The sequence below is a fragment of the Mesorhizobium sp. M0040 genome, from assembly GCF_040323505.1.
Lineage (GTDB): Bacteria > Pseudomonadota > Alphaproteobacteria > Rhizobiales > Rhizobiaceae > Mesorhizobium.
Genome location: NZ_JAMYVA010000005.1, coordinates 1 through 23871, shown reverse-complemented (window position 1 = coordinate 23871; position 23871 = coordinate 1). Strand labels below are relative to the sequence as shown.

Below are 23871 nucleotides of genomic sequence, written 5' to 3'. Positions count from 1 at the left end.
GGGATCATGCTCTAGCTGCGGCGGCTGACGCGCGTAAAATGGCCCATCTTGCGGCCGGGCCGCGCCTCGGCCTTGCCATAGAGGTGCAGCATCAGATCGGGCTCGGCGAGCAGCTCAGGAACGCGCCTGACATCGTCGCCGATCAGGTTTTCCATGACGCAGTCGAACTGCCGGGCGGGATTTCCCAGTGGCAGGCCGGCGACGGCGCGGATGTGCTGCTCGAATTGCGAGACGGTGCAGGCGGCCTCCGTCCAGTGGCCGGAATTGTGGACGCGCGGCGCTATCTCGTTGGCCAACAGCGAACCGTCGGCAAGGACAAAGAATTCGACGCCGATGACGCCGACATAGTCGAGCGCTGCAAGGATCTCTGCCGCCGCCGTTTGAGCCGCAGCCGCCGTCTCGGATTTTACTCCGGCCGGCAGCGTCGAGCTGTGAAGAATACCGTTGCGATGGACATTCCACGCTGGATCATAGGCGGCGAGCGAGCCGTCGCTGCCGCGCGCGGCGATCACCGAAATCTCGCGCTCGAAGGTGACGAAGGATTCCAGGATCAACGGCACGTTGCCCATCGCCTCGCAAGTGCCGGCAAAGCCGCCTGTTTCTATGTTGCGGAAGACACGCTGGCCCTTGCCGTCATAGCCCATGCGGCGCGTCTTCAATATGCCGCTGCCGTTGAACTGTTTCAGCGCAGCCGTCAGTTCCTCGTCATTGTCGACGGGGCTGAAATCCGCGGTCGGTATGCCGATGCCGTTGAGGAATTTCTTTTCCGCTAGCCGGTCCTGCGCCACTTCCAGTGCGCGTGCCGGCGGATAGACCGGCACCGTAGAGGCAAGTGCCGCGGCGGCCGCGACCGGTACGTTCTCGAATTCATACGTAACGACGGCACTGGCCGCAGCCAGCTCGCTAAGCGCGGCCGCGTCGTCATAGGCGGCGACGATCTGCCGGTTGGCGACCTGTGCCGCCGGGCAATCCGGCTGCGGTTCCAGCACGACGATGCGGTAGCCGAGGCGGGCCGCGGCCATCGCCAGCATGCGGCCAAGCTGGCCGCCGCCGATGATGCCGATGCTCGATCCCGCCGGCAGGCTCACGGCGCATCCGTGGGCTCGGCGGCCACCTTGGCGGTCTGCGCGGCGCGCCAGCTATCCAGCCGGGCGGCGAGCTTTTCGTCGCTCAGCGCCAGCACCGCGGCGGCCAGAAGGGCAGCGTTGGCAGCGCCGGCCTTGCCGATGGCCAAAGTGCCGACCGGAATGCCGGCCGGCATCTGCACGATTGATAGCAGCGAGTCCTGGCCCGACAGCGTCTTTGATTCCACCGGCACGCCGAACACCGGCAGCGGCGTCATCGCCGCCGTCATGCCGGGCAGATGCGCCGCACCGCCGGCACCGGCGATGATCACCTTGTAGCCGGCCGCCTTGGCGCCCTTGGCGAAGTCATAGAGCCGGTCGGGCGTGCGGTGGGCCGAGACGATCAGGCGCTTGTGCGGAATTCCAAGCGCCTCAAGCGTTTCGGCGGCGTGGCGCATCGTCGCCCAGTCGGACTGGCTGCCCATGATGATGGCGACGTCGGCGCGGTGATCGTCCAAGCTTCTGCTCTCCGGCGGCAAAAGCGCGCATTAGCTGAAATCGAGGGGAGCCGCAAGGATGGCCGGAAACGGCAAAGCCGCTTGTGCCGTCTCCGTGGCTACGCACATGGACAGGGGCGGTCTGTCATCGGGCGGCCGCTGCTCGGAAGCGGTTGACGAAGTCGTCAAGTTCAGGCCGTTCGGTATCGGAAATCGCCCAGTAGGAAAAGGCGCTGTCGCTCCAGTGGACCAGCGAGAAGCCACCAGCAGAAAGATCGACCGGTCCGGCTGTCGAGCCGGTTTCCTCGGGCGCGGCGACGAGAGTGATCAGGTGCTCGCGGTGCCTGTAGACCAGTGCCGGCACTGGCTGGTCGGCGATCACCTCGACCCGACCGCCGAGCAACGCGAAGCCGTCACTGGCAAGATCAGGTGCCGGCGGCGACAGGCCGACCCTGCGATCCAGCCAGGGTTTGACCGTGTGCCGGTCCGACGAGACGACGTCCACGGGGCTGGCTGCCAGCAGGCTGCGGCGATGGCCGCTGGCGACCGCGGCGGCAAAGCTGTCGGGCGCCCTGCTCAGCATCATCCATTGCGTCGCGCCGCTGGCCAGCACGGCGGTAACGATGATCGACGCCGCCAGCGCGCGCCAGTCGAACGCGCCAAATCGGTGCACCGCTCTGTGTGCCGGCGGCACTCGAGCGGCGGGCGCCGGCGCCGGCAGCACTTTCTCCGCACCGGCTGTCCCGATTGCAGCGATGCGAGCCTTGAAATCCTCACGGACATCGAGCCTCGGCAGCCCGCTGACGACCGTCTGCAGCGCAGCGATGCGGGCATGCTCGGCGGCGAGCGCCGGATCGGCCGCGATGCGTCGCTCGACAGCCAATGCTGCTGCTGCGTCGAGCTCGCCATCGACCAAGGCATGGATCATCAGCTCCACGCCCGCCGGGTCATCGGGCAGTCCATCGTTGTGCGCGATCATGGCGCCCTCCCAAGTTGGGATATCAGCAGACCGCGCGCCCTCGCCAGCCGCGACATCACCGTGCCTAGCGGCACGCCAAGCAGCGTCGCGATCTCGCGATAGCTGAGGCCGTTGATGTCGCGCAGCACCACAGTCTCGCGAAATTGGTGCGGCAGCGCGGCGATCGCCGCCTCGAGTGCGGCCGTGTCGGCCTTGGCGATCAGGCTTGCCTCAGGACTATCCGTATCCGGCAGGCCGGCGCCATATGCAGCCGTCATGTCATCGAGGTCGCTCAGGTCGCCGACGGCGACGATACTGCGCGGCCGGTTGCGCGCCAGCCAGGAGTAAGAGGCGTTGCGCACGATCGCCAGCAGCCAGGCGCGCGCATTGCCGCCGGCATAGCCGGCGATGCCCGCATGCGCCTTCAAACAGGCCTCCTGCACCACATCCTCCGCGTCGGCGGCGTTGCCGGTCAGCCAGCGGGCAAGCGCAAGCGCATCCGCGAGATGGGGCAGAACCACCTCGCGAAAGCGCTCTGTCGCGGCCTCTTGGTTCAACACCGTCGCATCGCCCGGCATCCCGGGCAGAACCGTCCGAAAATCCTCACGGAGCGACGGTGATCCTGCCCTGCATGTGCGGGTGAAGCCCGCAGAAATAGGCATAGTCGCCCATTTTGGTGAAGGTGAAGGCATATGTGTCACCGGTGTCAAGCGCCTTGGAGCGAAACGAGACATCGTTGGCGACCACCAGATGCGGGATGTCGTCGTCATTCTCGAAGGTCACGGTAGTGCCCTGCTTTACCGTCAGCACCGCCGGTGTGAAGGCAAAGTTCTCGATCTTGACCATTGGCTGGTCAGCTGCGTTCAGTGGCATGGCAACCATTATCAGGATCGCCGCCAAACCGAACGTGACAGAGGATACGACCAAGACGCGGGATGGGAAGCGGATCATCGCATTTCCCCTCAGGCCAGCGTGCTGTCGATGATGGCGAGGTCCTGCCCGCCTTGCTTGACTGTCACGCTGCTTGTGCCGAGCAGGCTGCGCAACTGGCCGGCAGGTACCGTCATCGGCCCGGGTGAGGCTGCGGTGCCCGGCGCCGGTTGCGGGAAAGCGGTCGAGCGCGCGGTATGAAAGGTAACGTTGCCTTCGACCTTCTGCATGATCTGGTGGATATGGCCGTTGAGTACGGTGACAGAGCCGAAGCGCTTGAGCAGGGCCAAGGCCTGCGCCGCGTCGTCGGTGCCCCAGCCCCATTCGGGATAAACAGCCCATAGCGGAATGTGGGCAAAGACGACGATTGGCGTCGAGGCGGTGACCGCCTTCAGATCATCGGCCAACCATGCCAACTGGTCGGCGCCGAGATTGCCCAGCCCGCCAGCCTTCAGGTTGACGACGTTGACCAGCCCGATGAAATGGACGCCGTTCTGGTCGAACGAATACCAGCCAGCGCCCTTGGTGCCCTTGCCGTAGCGGTCGAGATAGGCCTGGCCATTGCCGTCATCGATCAGGTCGTGCTCACCGGGCACATAATGCACGTCGAAGCCTGCGCCGCCGATGATCTGGGCAGCGTTGTCGAACTGCGCGGCTTTCGACAAATGGGTGATGTCGCCGGTGTGGATCATGAAAGCGGGCTTTTGCGGCAACGCCTGGATCTTGCCGATGGCCTCCTTCAGCGTGTCGATGGCGTGCGGGTTGGCAGCCTTGTCGAAGCCGATGTGGCTGTCGGAGATCTGGAGGAAAGTGAAGCCGGTGGCCAAGGCCTCGGCGGCTTGCGACGCACCGAGCAGGCTGAGCGAAACCGGCACGCCGGCCGAAATTGTCCACAGCACTCCCGTGCCGGCCCAGATCATGCATTCCAGTGCATGACGGCGGCTGATGCCGTCAGCTTCATTGTCGTGGTGGTGGGTCATACCGGTCTCCTGCACGCCGGAAATGGCGTCTGTTTGGGAGACCAATGGGCGGGGTGGTTTATTCCGCCCGAAGACTAAAAGTTCATTCACACTGCCGTGATGGCGCACTGGCCCGATGCGAAGCCGGCGCTGGAAGGCACTGGCTCGACCACGCTCTGGCGATGTCTAGTCCGGCCAGCGCAGCGCTCCGGCGGACTGCTTGCGAGCGGGTTTCATCGCATCCGCGGGCCGATCGGCAGCACTCAACACCGCCCGCAGGCGTTCGGCAACGATCTCCGCCTCGCCGGGATGGAGATTGCACGGATCAAGGAAGAAGTGACCGCGCTCGACCTCGTGGTTGCGCACGAGCACGGGCGGCGAACCCGCCGCAAGCGCCGAGGCGAGGCCGGCGGCGGTGAAGCGGCTTTCCGGCGCAACAAACACCTGCAGGCGGTCGAGAGGATTTCCGGTCGGATCTGGAATGACACGTGCCTCGATGCCAGGCAGGCCCTGCAATGCGGTTTGCCACAGATGCAGTGCGGCTTCTTCCCGCTGGCGAATGCCGGCATGGTCGCGCCGCTCCCAGGCTTCCAGGGCCGCCATAGTGCCGGCAATGCTCTCCTTGCCGACTTTCATGGCGCGCGCAACGCCCCGGTTCTGGAGATAGGCGGCCCGTACCAGATCCTTGCGGCCGGCAACGATGCCGCTTGTCGGCCCTGAGAGAAATTTGTGCCCGCTGTAGACAACAATGTCGGCGCCGCGCGCCAGAAAGCCACGCAAATCGTATTCCGAGGCGGCGTCGACGATCACCGGCACGCCCTTGGCGTGGCAAATCTCGCAGAACTCCTCAAGCGAGAGCATGCCGTATTGCACGGTGTGGTGCGCAACGACGTAGAGGGCTGCCGCCGTCCGGTCCCGGATCGCCTCGGCAACATGATAATCCTGGGTGACGCTGACCGTGCCGGCAGGCACTGCCTTGGCTCCGGCAAGCCGGATCGACTGGTCGATCGGCGCGCCATAATTGACGATGTGACCAAGCTGAACGATGACCTCCGATTTGAGGCCCTCGGTGTCGTCCGGCAGCCGCTCGATCGCAAGAAGGCTGGTCCCGGTCATCGCGCCGGCAATCGCCATTGTTATGCCGCTGGCGCAGCATGCGGTGATGAAGCCGGCCTCGCCGCCGGTAAGGCGTGCAATCACCCTACTTGCGGCGCGCTGCAGATCGTCCATCTCGACCCATTGCGAGGCCATTTCCGACATTGCGGCAATCGCTTCTGGCACGATGATCGAAGCACCGAGTGCCGTCATCGTGCCGGAGACATTGATGATTGGGCGAACGCCAAGCCGTTCGCGGATTGTCGTGTTGGAACGGTCAGCGGCATAGGTCGTCATCTCTGTAGATCCTGTTTAAGATTTCAGGCGGCGATCTCGACGACCGCCTCGATTTCAACTGTGATGTTGCCCGGCAGCGAGCCGACACCGATCGCGGAACGGGCATGTCCGCCAAGCGTATCAAAGACGGCCGCGAAAAGATCGGAACAGCCGTTCACCACCTTGGGGTGCTCGCTGAATGTCGGCGTCGCATTGACAAAGCCAAGCAGCTTGACGACGCGCACGATGCGGCCGAGGTCGCCGGCCGCCGCATGCATGACGGCGAGCAGGTTCAGGCCGGTCAGACGCGCATGCCCGTAGGCCTCTTCAACGCTGACATCCTCTCCGACCTTGCCGGTGCAGAGCGCGCCATCGGCGCGCAACGGCCCCTGGCCGGAGAGGAAGATCAGCCGTCCGCTCTCGGCATAGGTGACGAAGTTGGCGATGGGCTTCGGCGGCTCGGGCAGTGTCAGGCCCAATTCCGCGAGCCGGATGTAAGGCGTCATAAAAGCTCCTTGCGACAGCTTTCGCCGTCCGATGTCAAAAATGCGAGGCGCGAAACCGCGCCAGGAAACTGCGAAGGCGTTCATTGTCGAACCCCGCCGCCAGAATCTCGGCGGGTGGTCCGACGGCACTGACGCCGCCATCCGCCATGAAAACGATGCGGCTCGATGCGTCGCGCGCAAAAGCCATTTCATGCGTGACCATCAGCATCGTCATGCCGTCTTCGGCGAGGCTGCGAACGACCTCGAGCACCTCGCCAACCAGTTCGGGGTCGAGCGCCGAGGTTATCTCGTCGAGAAGCAATATCTTCGGCTCCATCGCCACGGCGCGGGCGATGCCGACGCGCTGCTGCTGGCCGCCGGAAAGCTCGGCCGGCAGACTGTCGGCTTTGTGGGCGAGGCCTACGCGGCCGAGCCAGTGCTCGGCAATGGTGCGGGCCTCGGCATTGCTCTTGCCGCGCACCTTGCGCAGGCCAAGCATGATGTTGCCGGCCGCAGTCAAATGCGGAAACAGATTGAAGCTCTGGAACACCATTCCGGTCTCGGCTCGCATCGCCGCCAGGTCGCGCTCGCTGCGTCGCTGGCGTGTTCCCGTCTCGCGATAGCCGACTTCTTTGCCGTCGATACGGATCGAGCCGCTGTCGTAGCTCTCCAGGAAGTTGACGCAGCGCAGTAGCGTGGTCTTGCCGCTGCCGGAGGGGCCGATGATAGTCACGACCTCGCCGCGTGTCACTTGCAGGCTGACGGAGCGCAGGACCTCGACGGATCCAAAGGCTTTGGAAACCTCGGTGACATCGAGAAGTGCCGGATTCTGGTGCGACGCGTTGGACATCGTGCTATTCCCGGATGAAGGAGAAACGCCGCTCCAGGCGCCGGCTGGCCAAGGAGAGGGCGTAGTTGACGGCGAAGTAGACGAGCGCACCGAGAATGTAGAGTGGCATCGCCTCATAGGTGCGGCCGATGACCTGGTTGATTGCCTGCATGAGGTCGGTGATGCCGAGCAGCGAGACCAGCGCGCTGCCCTTCACCGCGTCGGTGACGCCATTGATCCAGGGTGGCAGGAAGCGCCTGAACGCCTGCGGAAAAATGACGTAGGCCAGCCGCTGGCGAAAGGTCAGTCCGATCGCCATCGCCGCCTCGGACTGACCCTTGGGAATCGAGCCGACGGCGCCCCTGAGATACTCGACGACTTGTGCGGTCTTGAAGAGGGTGAGGGCGAACACGGCCGCCCAAAAGGATTCCAGATGCAGCCCCACCGCAGGCAGGCCGTAATAGACGAAGAAGATCAGCACCAGGATCGGAATGCCGCGTATGGTGTCGCTGAAGATGCGCACTGCCCAGCGCAGCGGAAAAGGACCATAGACAAGGCCGACGCCCATCAGCACGCCGGCGATGAGCGATAACATCACGACCAGCAGCGACACCCACAAGGTTACGGCAAAGCCTTCGGCGAGGAACGGCAAGGCGTAGATGATCTGGCTCAGCATGTCAGCGCGCCGCCTTGAACCGGCGCTCGACGAGCCGCAGCGCGAAAAGCAGCGTGTAGCCGGTCAACAGGTACATTGCCGTCACCACCAGATAGACTTCGACAATGCGGAACGTGTTGAAGTTGATCCACTGGGCGCCATAGGTGAGTTCGGGTACCGAGATGACCGACGCCACGGACGTATCCTTGAAGAGCGATATGAATGTGTTGGAAAGCGCCGGCAGGGTTATGCGCAGCATCGTCGGCAGGCGCACATCGAGCAGCCTTTGCCATGGCGTCAGGCCGATTGCCTTGCCGGCGTCGAGTTGACCGCGCGGCACCGCCTCGAGCCCCGAGCGAAACACCTCGACCAGGTAGGCGCCGCTGTAGAGCGACAGCGTGGCAATGAATGAGGTTTGCGCGCTGTAGGCAATGTCGACCACCGTCGGCAAGCCGTAGAAGACCAGATAGACGAGCAGGATCAGCGGCACGTTGCGGATGAACTCGACATACCCCGCGATGATGGTCCGCACCGCACGTCCGGCCGACACGTACCAGACCGCCAGAACGAGCCCGATGACGATGCCGATCGCGATCGAGATGACGGCCAGTTCGAGGCTTAGCAGCAGTCCGCCCCAGAGCTTGTCGAAATGCCGCCAGATAAGGTTGAAGTTGAGAGTATAACCCATGCGTCCTCGTCATGGAGGGCTGTGATGAGAGAAGGCGGAAGGACGTTGTCCTTCCGCCTGCTTGCATCAAATGACCGGGAAACCGGGATGGCGCGCCGGCGGCTCCTGTCCGAAATAATCCTTGAACGCAGCGTCGTAGAGTGCCGTTTCATGGCCGAACATGGCGATGGTGAAGGTCTGGTTGACGAAGGTCAGCCAGTCGAGGTCGCCCTGCCGCAGCGCGGCACCATAAAGCATCGAGAACCAGCTCTTGCCGGCATCGAAGTACTTATCCGGATTGCGCGAGGCGAGCCAGCGCACCGTTGACAGATCGACCGCGGCGGCGTCGACGCGCTTCGATTCCAAGGCCTGCAGCACGTTGGCCTGCGTGTCTATCTGCATCACCTGCGACTCCGGCAGGACGATATGCACGTTAGCCTCGGCATCGACATTTTGCAGGATGGAAATCCGCGTCGCCGAACCGCCGGCAAGCAGCTTGTCGAAGGTCTTGTTTTCGGCGTTCGGAAGGGTCAGCAAGGCGATGCCTTCGACGTAGTAGGGTCGGGAGAAGTGGATCAGCTGCGAGCGCTGGGCGGTCATGGTCATGAACTGGATGGTGATGTCGACCTTGTTGGTGGTCACGTTCGGAATGCGCTGAGCCGGATCCTGCATGACGAATTCCACTTTGGTCGGATCGTCGAAAAGCCCCTTGGCGAGGATGCGACCCATGGTGATGTCCATGCCTACCAGTTCGCCGGCGTCGTTCTCGAAATGCCAGGGCGCGTTGGTGCTGCCGGTCCCGACGATTACCTTGCCGCGCTCGAGGACGGTGCGCAGCAGGCTGTCCGGCGCTGCCTGGGCCGCCGCTTTCTGAACGTCGACCGCGGTAGCGGCGCTCATCACTCCGGCCGTTGCAAGCCCGGCCATTCCCAGTTTCAGAAATTCACGCCTTTTGGATATGTCGTTCACGGCGACCTCCTTTCGTGTTGAGTTCCCCTTTGGACCAGCAGTACAGGCATCGGTTGCAACTGACGTCATTGTCCCTTACAAGAGACGCCTGTACTCTGTACAAGACAGATTAACATCAGGGATCGATAATGCAAGATGGCAATGCCTTGGCCGCTCGACCGGACATCGGTCTGGACGAAGACAAGAACTCGGGCTCTCGGGAGAAGGGTCTCAACCGGGTTCTCCAGATTCTGGAGTTTCTCCACACGACCCAGCGTGCGATCGGCATCGGCGACCTTGCCAAGGGGGTAAACGCGCCGCGTTCGACTACTTATACGCTGGTGCGCTCGCTGGTCGACGCAGGCCTGCTGGAAATGGCCGGAGACGGCAATCGGGTCTATTTCGGAAAGAAGCTCTATCTCTACGGAATGGACTATGTGCGGGGCAACGACCTGCTCAGGCGAGGGCGCCAGGAAGTCGACCATCTGTCACGCGAGACCGGCGAGACCTCGGAGTTGTGCATGCTGCAAAGCGGCCGCTACACCATCGTCCATTCAAGCCCGGGAACGAGGCCATTCCGGATCAGCTCGGCGACGGGTCTGCAAATACCGCTCCCCTGGACAGCTTCCGGGCGACTGCTCCTCGCCGGCTTCGACAGGGCAGCGATTGAGGATATGGTCTCCGAGGACGATCTCGTGCTGCCGGACGGCCGCAGATTGCAGCTCGACGATTTCATAGACGACATCGCCGTCGCCAAGTCGGCCGGCTACTGCATCACCTCCGGCCTTGTCGATGCCTACACGAAATGCCTGGCCGCGCCGGTCTTTTCAGCGCCGGGCAGGGTCGAGGCGACGATGTGCCTGGTGGTTCCCATCGATACCTCGACCGAAAAGACCGATGATCTGATAGAGCTGTTGCTCGAGCGCGCCGCGCGGCTTTCGATCGCGGCATAGGCCGCCTTTCCAGCAGGCCAGCGCCGGCGTCCGTTCAAGCGATAATGTCTGGAATGATCTTGTCTTCCAGCGCCATCAGCCTGTCCTTAAGGAAGAGCTTCTTTTTCTTCATGCGCTGGATCTGCAGCGGGTCGCAATTCATGGCGATCATCGCATTGATGGCGGCGTCGAAATCGGCGTGTTCCTGCTTCAGCCGGGAATATTCGAGGCGGATATCTGCCTGTTCCTGATCGGACATTTTTACCGTCTGCACGTCTGCGGCGCCCAAACTATGGGCCTGATTGGGCGGGACCGGGTCTTCTTGCACCGGCGCGCAGCCCATATCACATTTCATATTGGCGTGGAATGCTACCACGCAGCATTCGACATCGGTGCGCGATGGTGGCACACTGTCATTATGCCGTCACAGAAGCGAGCCTGCGGTGGACGTGCCATGACGGCTGCAATCCGAGGAAACCATGAAAGGGAGAACCAATCATGTCTCTTGCATCCCATCTTGATGAGCTGCAGCGGAAACACGGCGACATCGAACGGGAAATCGACGATGCGATGACCCATCCGTCGGTAGACGACCTCGAAATCGTGAATCTCAAGCGGCGCAAGCTGGCGCTCAAGGACGAGATTGAAAAACTGAAGGCGAAACCGACGACCCACTGAAGCCCTTCCAGGACTAGAACCGCCGCCCGGCGCGTGATTTCTTTCCGGTGGCATGTCTCTATGCTGCCGGAAACGCCTATGGATTCGCGGCAAGCTGCCGTCTTGTTATTTCCGATTTGCTAGGCCTGCGCGCCAGTCGCCATTGACAAGCCATCTTTGCTCCTCCACCTCATGCCCGGACCTTCAAGATTAAAGGCAGCCGGCATGACCGGATATTTTTCCTCACCCTTCCCGCGCCGCAGGTCGGTCGGTGTCGATGTCGGCGGCGTGATGGTCGGCGGCGGCGCCCCAGTCGTCGTCCAGTCGATGACCAACACCGACACGGCCGATATCGACCAGACGGTCGCGCAAGTGGCGGCGCTGCATCGCGCCGGCTCCGAGATCGTGCGCATAACGGTCGACCGCGACGAAAGCGCTGCCGCTGTGCCGGCCATCCGCGAGCGACTGGAGCGGCTCGGCATCAACGTGCCGCTGGTCGGCGATTTCCATTATATCGGCCACAAGCTCCTGGCCGATCATCCGGCCTGCGCCGCGGCCTTGGCCAAGTACCGCATCAACCCCGGCAATGTCGGTTTCAAGGACAAGAAGGACCGGCAGTTCGCGGCAATCGTCGAGATGGCGATCCGATACGACAAGCCGGTGCGCATCGGCGTCAACTGGGGTTCGCTCGACCAGGAGCTGCTGACCCGGCTGATGGATCACAACCAGGCCCAAGGCTTTCCGCTGACCGCGCAGGAAGTGACGCGCGAGGCAATCGTGCAATCGGCGATCCTGTCGGCCGAAATGGCCGAAGAGATCGGCCTTGCGCGCGAGAAAATCATCCTGTCGGCCAAGGTCAGCGGCGTGCAGGATCTGATCGCCGTCTACACCGAGCTTGCCACCCGATCCGACCATGCGCTGCACCTCGGCCTGACAGAGGCCGGCATGGGCTCGAAAGGCATCGTCGCCTCGTCCGCGGCCATGGGCATCCTGCTCCAGCAAGGCATCGGCGACACCATCCGCATCTCGCTGACGCCGGAGCCGAACGGCGACCGCACACGCGAAGTGCAGGTGTCGCAGGAGCTGTTGCAGACCATGGGCTTCAGGCAGTTCGTGCCGATCGTCGCCGCCTGCCCTGGTTGCGGCCGCACGACCTCGACCGTGTTCCAGGAGCTTGCCCAGAACATCCAGGCCGACCTGCGCAAGAACATGCCGGTGTGGCGTGAACAATATCCCGGCGTCGAGAACCTCAAGGTCGCGGTGATGGGTTGCATCGTCAACGGTCCGGGCGAATCCAAACATGCCGATATCGGCATTTCGCTGCCCGGCACCGGCGAGATGCCGACCGCCCCGGTATTCGTCGACGGCAAGAAGGCGGCGACGCTGCGCGGCCCATCGATTGCCGCGGATTTCGAGAAGATGGTCGCCGACTATATCGAATGGCGGTTCGGGCAGCACGACAAAGCCGCGGCGGAGTAGTTGAATGCGGCGTTTGCTCGGCGCGGCGCTGGTTCTCATTTGCGGGCTGATCTGGGCGACAGCCGTTCAGGCCGATCCACCACGGCCCGCCAAAAAGAAGCTGATCGACCAGGTTTGCAACCTGATCGAGGCCCATGCCGACCGGAACGGGCTGCCCAGGGATTTCTTTGCCCGGCTGATCTGGAAGGAAAGCCGTTTCGATCCCAATGCGGTCAGCCCGGTCGGCGCCGAAGGCATTGCCCAGTTCATGCCGGGCACGGCCAAGATACGCGGCCTCACCAATTCGTTCGATATCGAGCAGGCGATCCCGGCCTCGGCAAAATATCTCGCCGAACTGAAGACCGGCTTCGGCAATCTGGGCCTCGCCGCAGCCGCCTACAACGCCGGCGAGACCCGGGTGTCGCGCTGGCTGAATTCCGGCGGCTTCTTGCCGATGGAGACCGAAAGCTACGTTCTGGACGTCATGGGCGAGCCGGCCGACAGGTTCACCGACGCCGCGTATGCCGGCGTCATCCGGCCGCTCGACAAGAAGGCGAGTTTCGCTGCTGCTTGCCGCGAGCTGCCGGTGATCATGTCCAGAACCGTGCCGATGTCGTCGATCAACATCAAGCCGTGGGGCGTGCAGGTGGCCGGCAATTTTCGCCGCGCCGCGGCGCTCAACCAGTGGCTGAGAGTGAAAAGCCGGTTCCCGGCACTGCTTGCCGGCCACGATCCGGTGGTCAGCCGGGTACGTACCCCGATCGGTAGGCGCGGCATCTATGCCGTGCGGATCGGCGCCGATAGCAGAGCCAAGGCCGACACAATCTGCGACAAGCTGCAAAGCGTCGGCGGCGCCTGCATCGTGGTGCGCAACCGGTAAAGCCATATGTCGGTGCGTTTTGCGCCATTGCTGCCCATCTCGCTCCCCGTGGGCACTTCGTCCTCGATACGTGAATCATATTTTCGGTGAACCGTTAGGCAGGTCTTGCATCGTCGTCGATGCGGGGTAAGGTCCCCGCGATTTTTCGTGAAAGGGATCAGCATGGCCGGCTTCAAGACACTGGACGACATCGGCAATATCAGCGGCAAGCGTGTGCTGGTGCGTGTCGACCTCAACGTTCCCGTCACCGAGGGCAAGGTCACCGACGCCACCCGTATCGAGCGCATTGCGCCGACCATCGCCGAGCTCTCCGGCAAGGGCGCCAAGGTCATCCTGCTTGCCCATTTCGGCCGGCCCAAGGATGGACCGGCGCCGGAATTCTCACTCGAGCCGATCGCCAAGGCGACGGCGGACGTGCTCGGGCGCCCGGTTGGCTTTGCCGCCGACTGCATCGGCGACAAGGCGGCGAGCGCCGTCGCCGCCATGGACAGCGGCGACGTACTGCTGCTCGAGAACACCCGCTTCTACAAAGCTGAGGAGAAGAACAACCCGATCTTCACCGAAAAGCTCGCCGCCAACGGCGACATCTTCGTCAACGACGCCTTCTCGGCTGCGCACCGCGCCCATTCATCGACCGAAGGGCTGGCGCATTTGCTTCCCGCCTTCGCCGGCCGCACCATGCAGGCTGAGCTCGACGCGCTGGAAAAGGGTCTCGGCAATCCGGTTCGCCCCGTTGTCGCCATCGTCGGCGGCGCCAAGGTCTCGACCAAGATCGACCTCTTGATGAACCTGGTGAAGAAGGTCGACGCGCTGGTCATCGGCGGCGGCATGGCCAACACGTTTCTCGCCGCGCGCGGCACCGATGTCGGGAAATCCTTGTGCGAGCATGACCTCGCCAACACCGCCAAGCAGATCATGATCGAGGCAGCCGAGGCCGGCTGCGCCATCATCCTGCCCGCCGACGGCGTCGTCGCCAGGGAATTCAAGGCGGGCGCCGCTAGCGAGACCGTCGCCATAGCAGACGTGCCGGCAGACGGCATGATCCTCGATGTCGGCGCGAAAACCGAGAAAACCATTGCCGAATGGATCGACCGTGCCGCGACGCTGGTCTGGAACGGGCCGCTCGGCGCCTTCGAGATCGAGCCGTTCGACCACGCAACGGTGGCGACGGCCAGGCACGCGGCAGCGCGCACCAGGGCCGGCAGACTGATCTCGGTCGCCGGCGGCGGCGATACGGTGGCGGCGCTCAACCATGCCGGCGTCAGCGATGATTTCACTTATGTCTCGACGGCCGGCGGCGCTTTCCTCGAATGGATGGAAGGCAAGCCCTTGCCCGGCGTCGACGTCTTGAAGCGCTGAGCGCGGCCGCAAGAGCAGCGCGAAAGAGTGCGCCCGCGACTTTCAATCGATTCGCGCTTGTTTGACGAAATGGTTCGACTTGAACCTGCGTTGCTCTGGTGGTCTGCTGGGCGCGGATCAATTCTTTCAGGAGAAGCACGATGAGCGAACGTCTCGAGGACATTGCCGCCGCGATGGTGGCCGATGGCAAAGGCTTGCTGGCCGCCGACGAAAGCTCCGGCACCATCAAGAAGCGCTTCGACGTCATCGGTGTCGAGTCGACCGCCGACAGTCGCCGCGACTATCGCGAGATGATGTTCCGCGCCAGCGATGCAATGACCAAGTACATTTCCGGCGTCATCCTCTACGACGAGACCATTCACCAGAAGGCCGCCGACGGCACACCGCTGGTCGACATCATCAAGGCATCAGGCGCTATCCCCGGCATCAAGGTCGACGCCGGCGCCAAGCCGCTGGCCGGCTTTCCCGGCGACACCATCACCGAAGGCCTGGACGGCCTGCGCGAACGCCTTGCCGACTATTACAAGCTCGGCGCCCGCTTTGCCAAATGGCGCGCGGTGATCGACATCGATGTTGCCAAGGGCGTGCCTTCCGCCACCTCGATCGGCTCGAACGCCCATGCGCTCGCCCGTTACGCCGCGCTTTGCCAGGAGGCCGGCATCGTGCCGATCGTCGAGCCGGAGGTGCTGATGGACGGCGCCCACGACATCGACACCTGCTACGAGATCAGCAAGACAACGCTGACGAAGCTATACACCGAGCTCTATGCTGCCCGCGTCGTCCTCGAAGGCACCATCCTGAAACCGAACATGGTCCTCGCCGGCAAGAAATCAGGCAAGGTCAGCAGTCCCGACGAAGTCGCCGGAAAGACGATAAAACTGTTCCGCGAGACGGTGCCGGCCGCGATCGGAGGCATCGCCTTCCTGTCAGGCGGTCAAACGGACGAGCAGGCGACCGCCAACCTCAATGCCATCAACGCCATCGGGCCGCATCCGTGGAAGCTGACCTTCTCCTACGGCCGCGCCTTGCAGGCCGCTCCGCAGAAGGCCTGGAGCGGCAAGGCGGCGAATGTCGCCGCCGCACAGGCTGCCTTCGCCCATCGCGCCCACATGAACCATCTGGCAGCGCTTGGACAATGGCAGCCGACGCTGGAGCAAGCCGCCTGACGGAATTCAGGTTGCGTTCCCTCCGACCCGGGCCATGTGCCCGGGTTTGTTTGAAAGCAGCAAGGTCTGCAATTTCCTGCTACTGAAAATGCAGCTCGGTGTCGGTATTCCTCGCTGCCGAACGTCCTCCGTGAAAAGAGGAGCAGACCTATGCCAAACAACAAGACCGTTTCGCAGGAAGAGTGGTTTCAGGCGCACAAGGCGCATCTGGCGCGCGAAAAGGAATTGACGCGCTTTCGCGACCGCGTCGCCGCCGAACGCCGCGAACTGCCGTGGCTGAAGATCCGCAAGGACTACGTCTTCGAGACCGAGCAAGGGCCAAAGAAACTGCCCGACCTGTTCGGCGGCAACAGCCAGCTGATCGTCTACCATTTCATGTTCGGGCCGGGCGCCGATTATCGTTGCGAGGGCTGCTCGTTCCTTGCCGACCACATTGACGGTGCCAACCAGCATCTCAGGCACCACGACGTCTCGCTCGTGGTGGTGGCGCGGGCGCCGCTGGCCGAGCTTCTGCCCTACAAGCAGCGCATGGGCTGGAAATTCGACTGGGTGTCGTCGTACGCTTCGGACTTCAACTTCGACATGCAGGTGTCATTCACCGACAAGCAGATCGCGGCCGGCGACACGACCTACAATTTCGAGCGGCGCGCGCGGCAATCGAAGGATCTTCCCGGCACCAGCGTGTTCTATCGCGACGAGAAAGGCGACATCTTCCTGACTTTTATCTCGCGCTCCAGAGGCGGCGATCCGCTGATCGGCGCCTATCACTATCTCGACCTGACGCCGAAGGGTCGCAACGAAACCGGTCCCCACCATAGCCTGGTGGACTGGGTGCGGCTGCACGACGAATATGCGGATACGCCCGAGATGCAGGACAGCTGCTGCCATTGACGACGGGCGGTCACCCAAGGTCTTTCGCCTTCGGCCCGACATGCGCTAAGTGCTGTTCGCTATGCCCTAAAAGGGACTTGCCATGCGGCGCTTTCCGACCCTTCTCACCTGGCTCGCCTTTCCGGTCTATGTCTGGCAAGGACTTGGCGTGCGTCGCCGCACCGCCCGCATGCTGCCGGCGCAAGGTCCGGTCATGCACGAGATATCTGGCCTGGCGCCAGCAATCTCGGTTCTGGTGCTTGGCGATTCCTCCGCCGCCTCGGTAGGCATCGGCAATTCCGAAAACGGATTGGCCGCGCAACTGGCAGTTCTGATTGCGCAACGCACCGGCCGCACCGTGCGCTGGCGGGCGGCCGGCTTCAACTCGGCAACCTCTGGCCAGATCCGCGATCATGTGCTGCCCAATCTATCGGCCGATCCGTGGACGCATATCGTGCTGGCCATCGGTACCAACGACACCAAGAATTTTCATTCGGTACCGCGCTTCAAGCGCGAGTTTGGCGGCCTGCTCTACGCGCTGCGCGCCAAATGGCCGGAAGCGCGCGTCGTGTGGTCGCCGGTGCTGGAGTTCACCCGGGCTCCGGCAATGCCGCCGCTGCTCGGCAAGATCCTCGAAATCCGCGCCGTCGAAATGAACCGGATGGGCGAGCGCCTTTGCCTCGAACGCGGCGCCATACCGGCGCCCCGGCTGCCGATCACGGATGCCGATGCCGGCTTCGCATCGGATGGATTTCACGCTTCGGAAGCCGGCTACCGAGCCTGGGCGGAACATCTGGTCAGCCTGGTGCTCGCCAACGAACCGGGCGTCGCGTAGCGGGCCGCCCGCACTACGTCCAGTGCCCGAGCACCGCCGTAATCGAAATCGCCGCCATCGCCAGCAGCGCCAGCTTCCAGAAATCGCTGCGCCGCTTCAGCCCGGGCCAGCCGAGCGGCTTGATGAGCTGGATGACCATCATGAGGATGATGACGAGCGCGAGAAGTTTCGACATGCAGCCTTTGATCAGCATCGCGGCTGGCTGTCAAAGCGGCTCCGGGATCGCCGGCTTCCACTGCGGCAAGCCTCTTTTCAGCACTGCCTTGTCACTTCGATGGATAAATCGGAACGCCGGTCATGAGAGCCGCACCCTCCTGACAGACTGCTGTCAGCAGGGGTGTGCGATAGTGCCTGCATCGAAAGAGAGGAGACCAGCCATGAACGGTATTACCATTCTGCGTAGCGTGCAGCACTATGTCGGCAAGATCCGGACGATCCGCAATGAGATCCGCACCCAGCGATTCATGAACACCCTGCCGGCGGACATCCGCAAGGATATTGGTTGGCCGGACATGTATGGCGACCGCCGCAATGGCGGCAATTGAGGCAAGCTTTCTGCGTGGCGTTTGGATGCGACCTGGCGACGAGCTGAAATGGGCATGCTGAAGCCTCCTGACAGTATGGTGTCAGGAGGCTCGTGCCATAGTGCGATGGCCGCCGGAGCCGGATGGCCGAGAGGACGATCGATGAAAAGCTGGAACGACAGGCTGAGCACGCCTGGCATCAACGGCATAAGACCGTCGCCACGCACCATCGGCGACGTCGTCGAAGGCCAGCCGATGCGGGTCCCTACAGCTCGCCAGGTTCATGCATTCATCCGCTCCATCCCCGAAGGCATGGACATGAATATCCGCGCTTTGCGCACCGCTCTCGCCATCGAGCACGGTGCCGAGATGACATGTCCGGTCACCATCGGCTATCATCTGCGCACCGTCGTCGAGGCCGCCAACGAGGATCTTGAGCGTGGTATGGCGCTGGGCGACGTTGCGCCGTTCTGGCGGGTGGTCGACGCAAGCACGCCGACAACGAGGAAACTGTCCTTCGGCGCGGCCTTCGTCGCCGCGCAGCGCAAGCGCGAAGGGCTGGAACGATAGACGCCGAGGGACCATACGATGCGCCGCGCCGACAGGCTCTTCCAGATCGTGCAGCATCTGCGTGGTGGTCGTCTGGTCACCGCCCAGAAGCTGGGCACGTGGCTCGAGGTTTCCGAGCGGACGATCTATCGCGACATCGCAGACCTGCAGTCGACCGGCGTGCCGATCGACGGCGAGGCCGGTGTCGGCTACATGATGAGGGAGGGTTTCGACCTTCCGCCGCTGATGTTCACGCGTGACGAGATCGTCGCGCTGGTCGCCGGCGCCCGCATGGTGCGCGCCTTTGGTGGCGCGGCCATGGCGCGAGCCGCCGACGAGGCGCTGGTCAAGATAGGCGCCGTGTTGCCCGACGCCGAAAAGGACCGCATCGCCCGTACCGAGATCCACACGCCGATGTGGGTGGTAAGCGATGCCGCCCGCGAAGCCATCGACCTGATCGAGCGGTCCATCGAGAAACGTCAGGTGCTGACCATCGACTATTCGGATGAGGCCGGCCGCAGCACCGCGCGCGACATCCGCCCGCTCGGCCTGTGGTTCTGGGGCAAGGTGTGGACCTTGGTCGCCTGGTGTGAGATGCGCGGCGATTTCCGCGCCTTCCGCATCGACCGCATCGCCTCGGTGGTCATCGCCGGCCGCACCTTCAAGCCGGAGCGCGGCAAGCAGCTCGCCGATTTCTATCGCGCGGTGGAGCGCAGCGAGGATTACGGCATGGCGCCGGACCGGGCAGCGCGAAGCTGACACGGAAGATCACAAAAAAGCCCGCTTGAAAGCGGGCTTTTTGTTTTGGATGCCAGACCTATTCCTCTTCGTCGGCGTCCTTGTCCTTCGACTTCAGCGCCGAAAGCTTGGCGAAGACGGCGTTGGCGTCAAGTTCGCGGTCCTCGTCCTTCGGCTTTTCGGGCGCCGGCACCAGCCGTTCGGTCAAGGCGGCCGGCAGCAGCGTATCGCCGACCGGCTGCGCCTGCTCGCGGCCGCGCGAGGCGCGGTTGATTTCCATATCGAGGTCGATCTGCGACGTCAGGCCGAGCGTCACCGGATCCATCGGCTGGAGATTGGCGGAGTTCCAGTGCTTTCTGTCGCGGATCTGGTCGATCGTCGACTTCGTTGTGCCGACAAGGCGGGCAATCTGCGCATCCTTGAGCTCGGGATGGTTGCGCACCAGCCAGAGGATGGCGTTGGGCCGGTCCTGGCGCTTCGACAGCGGCGTGTAGCGCGGACCCTTGCGTTTGGATTCCGGCACCCGCACCTTGGGATCGGAGAGCTTCAGCCGGTGGTTGGCGTCCTTCTCGGCGCGCGCGATCTCGTCGCGAGTGAGCTGGCCGGTCATGATCGGGTCCATGCCCTTGATGCCTTGCGCCGACTCGCCGTCGGCGATCGCCTTGACCTCAAGCGGATGCAGTCCGCAGAACTGCGCGATCTGCTCGAAGGAAAGCGCTGTGTTGTCAACCAGCCAGACGGCGGTCGCCTTTGGCATCAGCAGCGTATTGGCCATTACAAAATCCTTCTCGTTCGCCCGCGTTCCCGCGCGGGCGGTGGTTTAGAGCCACCAAAATGGGAAAATCGCGGTCTATATAACCGCTCGCTCGCCGTTTCGCAATGTTTTTGGCAGGCGCGCGTCAAGGACGGCACGGCAGCGCGACCAGCAGACCGCGAAGGGTCGGCAGATGACGCCATGCAGTCGAAACCTTCAAAAAGACAAAGCCCGCCAGACCAAGGTCGGGCGGGCTCGGAACCGGCGACGGAAATCCGTCTGCTGCGGCTCTGGCTTCTAAAGCTTGATCCCGAACCGCGGCTCGGCGTTGCCGAAAAGCAGCGCCCGGTCTTCGAGCGGGATCGTGCTCGAGATCAAAGCCCTTTGCGGGCGATTCTCTCGATGTCGCCGCGGTTGATGCCGAGGTCGTTGAGCTGACGAGCATTCAGCCGGTTCAGTTCGCGCACGGTTTCGTTGTACATGCGCCAGTTACGGAAAGCGCGGATCGGGTTCATGATAGTCCTCCATCGTTTTGATGCCGCGTAAATAGGCATCGGCGATGAAAAATTGAACAGACGCTTTTGCATGGCCGCAATGCGTTTGTTGCATTGCACCATTAAACTTTCGTTCAGCCTGTTTGCGGGCCGTCAGGCGACATCGAGCACAATCTTGCCGATGTGCTCACCCTCCTCCATCCGCTCATGCGCCCGCCACGCTTCCTTGAGCGGGAAGATCGTATCCATCACCGGCGCAACCTTGCGCGTGCCGAGCAACGGCCAAACCTGCGCCTCCAGCGCAGCCGCAACTGCCGCCTTGAACTCCACGGTGCGTGGCCTGAGCAGCGATCCTGTGTGCACGAGCCGCTTGGCCATGATCTTGAAGAAATCGGCGCTCGCCACCGCCCCGCCCTGCGTCGCGATCTGGACGATGCGGCCTTCCATGGCTGCAGCCTCATAGTTTCGCGCCACATAGTCGCCGCCGACCATGTCGAGGATGACATTGGCACCCTTGCCGCCGGTTGCCTCCTTGACTGCGGCCACGAAGTCTTCCTCGCGGTAGTTGATCGCCCGGTCGGCGCCGAGCTTGAGGCAGGCGTCGCATTTCTCCTTGCTGCCGGCGGTGGTGACGACATAGGCGCCGAAAGCGGCAGCAAGCTGGATCGCCGTGGTGCCGATACCCGACGAGCCGCCATGCACGAGCAGGGTCTCGCCGCTCTTCAGGCCGCCGCGCTCGAAGACATTGTGCCAAACAGTGAAGTAGTTTTCCGGCAGCGCCGCCGCTTCGGTGTAGGTAAAGCCGGCGGGCAGCGGCAGCACGCTGCCGGCGTGCACTCTGACATATTCGGCATAGCCGCCGCCCGCCGTCAGCGCACAGACCCGGTCGCCGACGCGCCAGCGCGATATCTCGTCACCAAGGGCAGCAACTTCGCCTGCTGCTTCCAGGCCCGGCAGATCCGACGCTCCCGGCGGTGGCGGATAGGCGCCCTTGCGCTGTTGCACATCCGGCCGGTTGACGCCGGCGGCCCGCACCCGGATCAGGATCTCGCCGGGACCGGGAACCGGTACGTCGCGGGTTTCCGGTTTCAGCACTCGCGGCCCGCCCGGTTCCGATATGGCGATCGCCATCATCTTCGCCGGAATTTTCTGTGCGTTCGCCATGAATTTTCCCGTCGTGCTCCGCCGGTTTTTCGTGCCAGCTCTTGCCCGCCATTTGCATCCATACCCTTGCCCTATGTATGCTCATTGGCAAATCAGGCAAATGGGCAATCACGGAGGAGCGACGATGGCGATCTTCGACGACGAACCCAAGAAGAAGGCGCGCCCGCACGAGATCGGGCAGGATCTGTCGCTGCTTTCCGTCGATGAATTGTCCGAACGGATCGGCATCCTGCGCGACGAGATCGCCCGGCTGGAAGCCGAGCTCAAGACCAAGGGCTCGACCAAGTCGGCGGCAGAGGCGCTGTTTCGCCGCGGGTAGTTACTGCGGGCAATTCCAAAAGCTCGGGCACGCCGCCGAAAAGCCCGAATGCCGCTGTCTCCAGACTTGTGCCCTAAACCCCAGCCGGATTGAAAAATGTTCGCAAGCTACAGACCGATCCTCTCGCTGCTGCGCGGCACCGCGTTCCTGTTGGCGGCATCCGGACTGCACGGTCTGCTGTTGCCGCTGCGCGGCCAGGTGGAGGGCTTCTCGACGGCATCGCTCGGCCTGATGGGCACGGCTTGGGCCGGCGGCTTCGTCACCGGCTGCTTCTTTGCGCCACGCATCGTGCGCCGCGCCGGTCATGTCAGGGCTTTCGGCGCCTTTGCCGCATCGGGAGCGATCGTCGCACTGCTCACCGGCCTGATCATCGACGAATATACCTGGATCCTGCTGCGCGCCTTCACCGGCTTCACCATGGCCGGCGCCTTCATGGTTATCGAAAGCTGGCTCAACGAGAAGGCCACCAACGAAAACCGCGGCACCGTTTTCGGCCTCTACATGATGGTCACCTATGCCTCGATCATGGGCGGTCAGATGATCGTTGCCGGCGGCGATGTGAGATCGGCGTCGCTGTTCATGATCACCGGCATTCTGTTCTGCCTGTCGCTGATCCCGACGGCGGTCTCGACGGCGTCTCACCCCAAGCCGCTGCAGGACGTGTCGCTTGACGTCAAGGGGCTCTACGTCAATTCGCCGGTGTCGGCGATCGCTTGCGTGCTGATCGGCATCGCCAACGGCGCCTGGGGTACACTTGGTGCCGTCTATGGAGCGCGCATCGGCATCTCGACAGCCGAGATCGCGCTGATGATGAGCCTCGTGGTCATCGCCGGCGCCGCCATGCAGCTTCCGGCCGGGCGGCTCTCCGACACGACGGACCGTCGTTTCGTGCTGGCGGGCGCGGCCTTCGGCGCTGCGCTGTTTGCCATCGCCATCTTCCTGTTCGAACCGCGCTCCGGCGTCTTCGTCATCGTCTGCACCGCCGCCTACGGCGCCTTCGCCTACACGCTCTATTCGATCGCGGTGGCGCATGCCAATGACCATGCGCGATCGGAGGACTTCGTCAAAGTGTCGGGCGGCCTGCTGCTGCTTTATGGCTTCGGCACGATGATCGGTCCGCTGGTGGCCGCCGGCCTGATGGGCTGGATGCGCCCTGAGGGGCTGTTCCTGGCCACTGCGCTCGCGCATCTCAGCCTGGCTGGCTATACGCTGCTGCGCATCAGCCGTCGCGCGCCGGTGCCGATCGAAGGCCGCGATGCCTTCAAGACCCAGCCCGCCGATCGCTCGGTGACGCCGGAAGCGTTGCGGCTCGACCCGCGCAGAAAAGCTGAAGCCGACAGTTGAGATTCGAGGCGCTTTGCCCCACAAATAAGGCATGATGCTTTCCGACGCCTTCATGGCGATTGCCGATCCCAACCGGCGCCATCTCTTGGAAGAGCTCCGGCGCGGACCGAAGACCGTCAACGAATTGGCATCCGGCTTGCCGGTGTCCCGCCCGGCCGTTTCGCAGCACCTGAAGGTGCTGCTTGATGCGGGGTTGGTCAACGCCAAGCCGGAAGGCACCAGGCGCGTCTATACGGTCAGCAATGCCGGCTTCCTGAAGCTCAACATCTGGCTTGACCAGTTCTGGGATGCGGAGCAGCTCGGTTCACCCGGAAGCTGAGAGGCATCGTCAGCGCGTCGAGCAACTATGCAGCATCGGGCCTAGAGTATCCGTGTTGGTCAAGGGAGAGATGGTGTCCAGGTCCGATTGTCCCTGAGTAGTGCGTTTGCGAGGATGATGAGCTTTCGCATGATGGCTGTGATGGC

31 protein-coding genes are annotated in these 23871 nt (G+C 63.3%); 14 read left to right on the top strand and 17 right to left on the bottom strand.

Annotation, left to right across the window (positions count from 1 at the left end):
• Window positions 1-11 precede the first annotated feature (11 nt).
• From NKJ91_RS06270 to NKJ91_RS06215, 12 genes are all read right to left on the bottom strand, one after another.
• Window positions 12-1088 carry a 5-(carboxyamino)imidazole ribonucleotide synthase gene (locus tag NKJ91_RS06270; RefSeq protein ID WP_352454858.1) on the bottom strand — a complete coding sequence of 359 codons (1077 nt, stop codon included), beginning with the start codon at window positions 1086-1088 and terminating at the stop codon, window positions 12-14.
• Entirely contained in the window at window positions 1085-1582 is a 498-nt protein-coding gene (purE, locus tag NKJ91_RS06265; RefSeq protein ID WP_023678468.1) for a 5-(carboxyamino)imidazole ribonucleotide mutase, read from the bottom strand. The genes NKJ91_RS06270 and purE overlap by 4 nt, the downstream gene beginning before the upstream one ends.
• 124 nt (window positions 1583-1706) lie before the next feature.
• Window positions 1707-2540 carry an anti-sigma factor family protein gene (locus NKJ91_RS06260; protein ID WP_352454857.1) on the bottom strand — a complete coding sequence of 278 codons (834 nt, stop codon included), beginning with the start codon at window positions 2538-2540 and terminating at the stop codon, window positions 1707-1709.
• Window positions 2537-3097 (bottom strand): sigma-70 family RNA polymerase sigma factor, encoded by a 561-nt coding sequence (locus NKJ91_RS06255; RefSeq protein WP_352817726.1) that lies wholly within the window; start codon window positions 3095-3097, stop codon window positions 2537-2539. The genes NKJ91_RS06260 and NKJ91_RS06255 overlap by 4 nt, the downstream gene beginning before the upstream one ends.
• A 25-nt stretch (window positions 3098-3122) precedes the next feature.
• Window positions 3123-3470: a cupredoxin domain-containing protein gene (locus tag NKJ91_RS06250; protein ID WP_352454856.1), complete on the bottom strand. Its 348-nt coding sequence runs from the start codon at window positions 3468-3470 to the stop codon at window positions 3123-3125.
• Window positions 3471-3481: 11 nt separating this feature from the next.
• A complete protein-coding gene (locus tag NKJ91_RS06245) occupies window positions 3482-4429 on the bottom strand; it encodes a metallophosphoesterase family protein (RefSeq protein WP_023678472.1) in 948 nt (315 codons plus the stop codon).
• Window positions 4430-4594: 165 nt separating this feature from the next.
• Window positions 4595-5800 carry an aminotransferase class V-fold PLP-dependent enzyme gene (locus NKJ91_RS06240; protein ID WP_352454855.1) on the bottom strand — a complete coding sequence of 402 codons (1206 nt, stop codon included), beginning with the start codon at window positions 5798-5800 and terminating at the stop codon, window positions 4595-4597.
• A 23-nt stretch (window positions 5801-5823) separates the two neighbouring features.
• Window positions 5824-6285, bottom strand: a complete 462-nt coding sequence (locus tag NKJ91_RS06235; RefSeq protein ID WP_023678474.1) for a RidA family protein — start codon at window positions 6283-6285, stop codon at window positions 5824-5826.
• 34 nt (window positions 6286-6319) lie between these two features.
• Window positions 6320-7114, bottom strand: a complete 795-nt coding sequence (locus tag NKJ91_RS06230; protein WP_023678475.1) for an amino acid ABC transporter ATP-binding protein — start codon at window positions 7112-7114, stop codon at window positions 6320-6322.
• 4 nt (window positions 7115-7118) lie between these two features.
• Window positions 7119-7769, bottom strand: a complete 651-nt coding sequence (locus NKJ91_RS06225; protein ID WP_352454854.1) for an amino acid ABC transporter permease — start codon at window positions 7767-7769, stop codon at window positions 7119-7121.
• A gap of 1 nt (window position 7770) precedes the next feature.
• Window positions 7771-8436, bottom strand: a complete 666-nt coding sequence (locus tag NKJ91_RS06220) for an amino acid ABC transporter permease (protein ID WP_023678477.1) — start codon at window positions 8434-8436, stop codon at window positions 7771-7773.
• 66 nt (window positions 8437-8502) lie between these two features.
• Window positions 8503-9384: a transporter substrate-binding protein gene (locus tag NKJ91_RS06215; protein WP_352454853.1), complete on the bottom strand. Its 882-nt coding sequence runs from the start codon at window positions 9382-9384 to the stop codon at window positions 8503-8505.
• A gap of 128 nt (window positions 9385-9512) precedes the next feature.
• Here NKJ91_RS06215 and NKJ91_RS06210 point away from each other — a divergent pair, with 128 nt between their 5' ends.
• Window positions 9513-10316 (top strand): IclR family transcriptional regulator, encoded by an 804-nt coding sequence (locus NKJ91_RS06210; protein WP_352454852.1) that lies wholly within the window; start codon window positions 9513-9515, stop codon window positions 10314-10316.
• Between the two features lie 34 nt (window positions 10317-10350).
• On the opposite strand, the gene NKJ91_RS06205 is transcribed toward NKJ91_RS06210, so the two are convergent.
• A complete protein-coding gene (locus NKJ91_RS06205) occupies window positions 10351-10554 on the bottom strand; it encodes a YdcH family protein (protein WP_023678480.1) in 204 nt (67 codons plus the stop codon).
• 239 nt (window positions 10555-10793) lie between these two features.
• On the opposite strand from NKJ91_RS06205, the gene NKJ91_RS06200 reads away from it, so the two are divergent.
• The 7 genes from NKJ91_RS06200 to NKJ91_RS06170 all read left to right on the top strand — a co-directional run bounded on the left by NKJ91_RS06200 (window position 10794) and on the right by NKJ91_RS06170 (window position 17520).
• Window positions 10794-10973 carry a YdcH family protein gene (locus NKJ91_RS06200; RefSeq protein ID WP_023678481.1) on the top strand — a complete coding sequence of 60 codons (180 nt, stop codon included), beginning with the start codon at window positions 10794-10796 and terminating at the stop codon, window positions 10971-10973.
• A 204-nt stretch (window positions 10974-11177) separates the two neighbouring features.
• Entirely contained in the window at window positions 11178-12431 is a 1254-nt protein-coding gene (gene ispG / locus NKJ91_RS06195; protein ID WP_352454851.1) for a flavodoxin-dependent (E)-4-hydroxy-3-methylbut-2-enyl-diphosphate synthase, read from the top strand.
• A gap of 4 nt (window positions 12432-12435) precedes the next feature.
• Window positions 12436-13290 carry a transglycosylase SLT domain-containing protein gene (locus NKJ91_RS06190; RefSeq protein ID WP_352454850.1) on the top strand — a complete coding sequence of 285 codons (855 nt, stop codon included), beginning with the start codon at window positions 12436-12438 and terminating at the stop codon, window positions 13288-13290.
• A 162-nt stretch (window positions 13291-13452) separates the two neighbouring features.
• Window positions 13453-14649, top strand: a complete 1197-nt coding sequence (locus NKJ91_RS06185) for a phosphoglycerate kinase (RefSeq protein ID WP_352454849.1) — start codon at window positions 13453-13455, stop codon at window positions 14647-14649.
• Between the two features lie 140 nt (window positions 14650-14789).
• The gene (locus NKJ91_RS06180) at window positions 14790-15815 is read left to right on the top strand and encodes a class I fructose-bisphosphate aldolase (protein ID WP_352454848.1); all 1026 of its coding nucleotides are present in this window, start codon (window positions 14790-14792) and stop codon (window positions 15813-15815) included.
• Window positions 15816-15965: 150 nt separating this feature from the next.
• The gene (locus NKJ91_RS06175; protein ID WP_023678486.1) at window positions 15966-16706 is read left to right on the top strand and encodes a DUF899 domain-containing protein; all 741 of its coding nucleotides are present in this window, start codon (window positions 15966-15968) and stop codon (window positions 16704-16706) included.
• Window positions 16707-16788: 82 nt separating this feature from the next.
• Window positions 16789-17520: an SGNH/GDSL hydrolase family protein gene (locus tag NKJ91_RS06170; RefSeq protein ID WP_023678487.1), complete on the top strand. Its 732-nt coding sequence runs from the start codon at window positions 16789-16791 to the stop codon at window positions 17518-17520.
• Window positions 17521-17533: 13 nt separating this feature from the next.
• Here NKJ91_RS06170 and NKJ91_RS06165 read toward each other — a convergent pair whose 3' ends face one another.
• A complete protein-coding gene (locus NKJ91_RS06165; protein ID WP_352454847.1) occupies window positions 17534-17695 on the bottom strand; it encodes a hypothetical protein in 162 nt (53 codons plus the stop codon).
• Between the two features lie 202 nt (window positions 17696-17897).
• Here NKJ91_RS06165 and NKJ91_RS06160 point away from each other — a divergent pair, with 202 nt between their 5' ends.
• From NKJ91_RS06160 to NKJ91_RS06150, 3 genes are all read left to right on the top strand, one after another.
• Window positions 17898-18065 carry a hypothetical protein gene (locus NKJ91_RS06160; protein ID WP_023678489.1) on the top strand — a complete coding sequence of 56 codons (168 nt, stop codon included), beginning with the start codon at window positions 17898-17900 and terminating at the stop codon, window positions 18063-18065.
• A 141-nt stretch (window positions 18066-18206) separates the two neighbouring features.
• Complete coding sequence (locus tag NKJ91_RS06155) at window positions 18207-18614, top strand: hypothetical protein (protein ID WP_352454846.1); 408 nt, start codon at window positions 18207-18209, stop codon at window positions 18612-18614.
• Between the two features lie 18 nt (window positions 18615-18632).
• Window positions 18633-19352 carry a helix-turn-helix transcriptional regulator gene (locus tag NKJ91_RS06150; RefSeq protein WP_023678491.1) on the top strand — a complete coding sequence of 240 codons (720 nt, stop codon included), beginning with the start codon at window positions 18633-18635 and terminating at the stop codon, window positions 19350-19352.
• 58 nt (window positions 19353-19410) lie between these two features.
• Here NKJ91_RS06150 and NKJ91_RS06145 read toward each other — a convergent pair whose 3' ends face one another.
• The 3 genes from NKJ91_RS06145 to NKJ91_RS06135 all read right to left on the bottom strand — a co-directional run bounded on the left by NKJ91_RS06145 (window position 19411) and on the right by NKJ91_RS06135 (window position 21743).
• The gene (locus NKJ91_RS06145; protein WP_023678492.1) at window positions 19411-20106 is read right to left on the bottom strand and encodes a DUF1013 domain-containing protein; all 696 of its coding nucleotides are present in this window, start codon (window positions 20104-20106) and stop codon (window positions 19411-19413) included.
• Window positions 20107-20459: 353 nt separating this feature from the next.
• Window positions 20460-20600 carry a DUF1127 domain-containing protein gene (locus NKJ91_RS06140; RefSeq protein WP_023678493.1) on the bottom strand — a complete coding sequence of 47 codons (141 nt, stop codon included), beginning with the start codon at window positions 20598-20600 and terminating at the stop codon, window positions 20460-20462.
• Between the two features lie 132 nt (window positions 20601-20732).
• Window positions 20733-21743: an NAD(P)H-quinone oxidoreductase gene (locus NKJ91_RS06135; protein ID WP_352454845.1), complete on the bottom strand. Its 1011-nt coding sequence runs from the start codon at window positions 21741-21743 to the stop codon at window positions 20733-20735.
• Window positions 21744-21867: 124 nt separating this feature from the next.
• Here NKJ91_RS06135 and NKJ91_RS06130 point away from each other — a divergent pair, with 124 nt between their 5' ends.
• From NKJ91_RS06130 to NKJ91_RS06120, 3 genes are all read left to right on the top strand, one after another.
• Complete coding sequence (locus NKJ91_RS06130; protein ID WP_023678495.1) at window positions 21868-22062, top strand: DUF1192 domain-containing protein; 195 nt, start codon at window positions 21868-21870, stop codon at window positions 22060-22062.
• Window positions 22063-22158: 96 nt separating this feature from the next.
• Window positions 22159-23406: an MFS transporter gene (locus tag NKJ91_RS06125; protein WP_023678496.1), complete on the top strand. Its 1248-nt coding sequence runs from the start codon at window positions 22159-22161 to the stop codon at window positions 23404-23406.
• A gap of 31 nt (window positions 23407-23437) precedes the next feature.
• Window positions 23438-23725 (top strand): ArsR/SmtB family transcription factor, encoded by a 288-nt coding sequence (locus NKJ91_RS06120; RefSeq protein ID WP_023678497.1) that lies wholly within the window; start codon window positions 23438-23440, stop codon window positions 23723-23725.
• Window positions 23726-23871 lie beyond the last annotated feature (146 nt).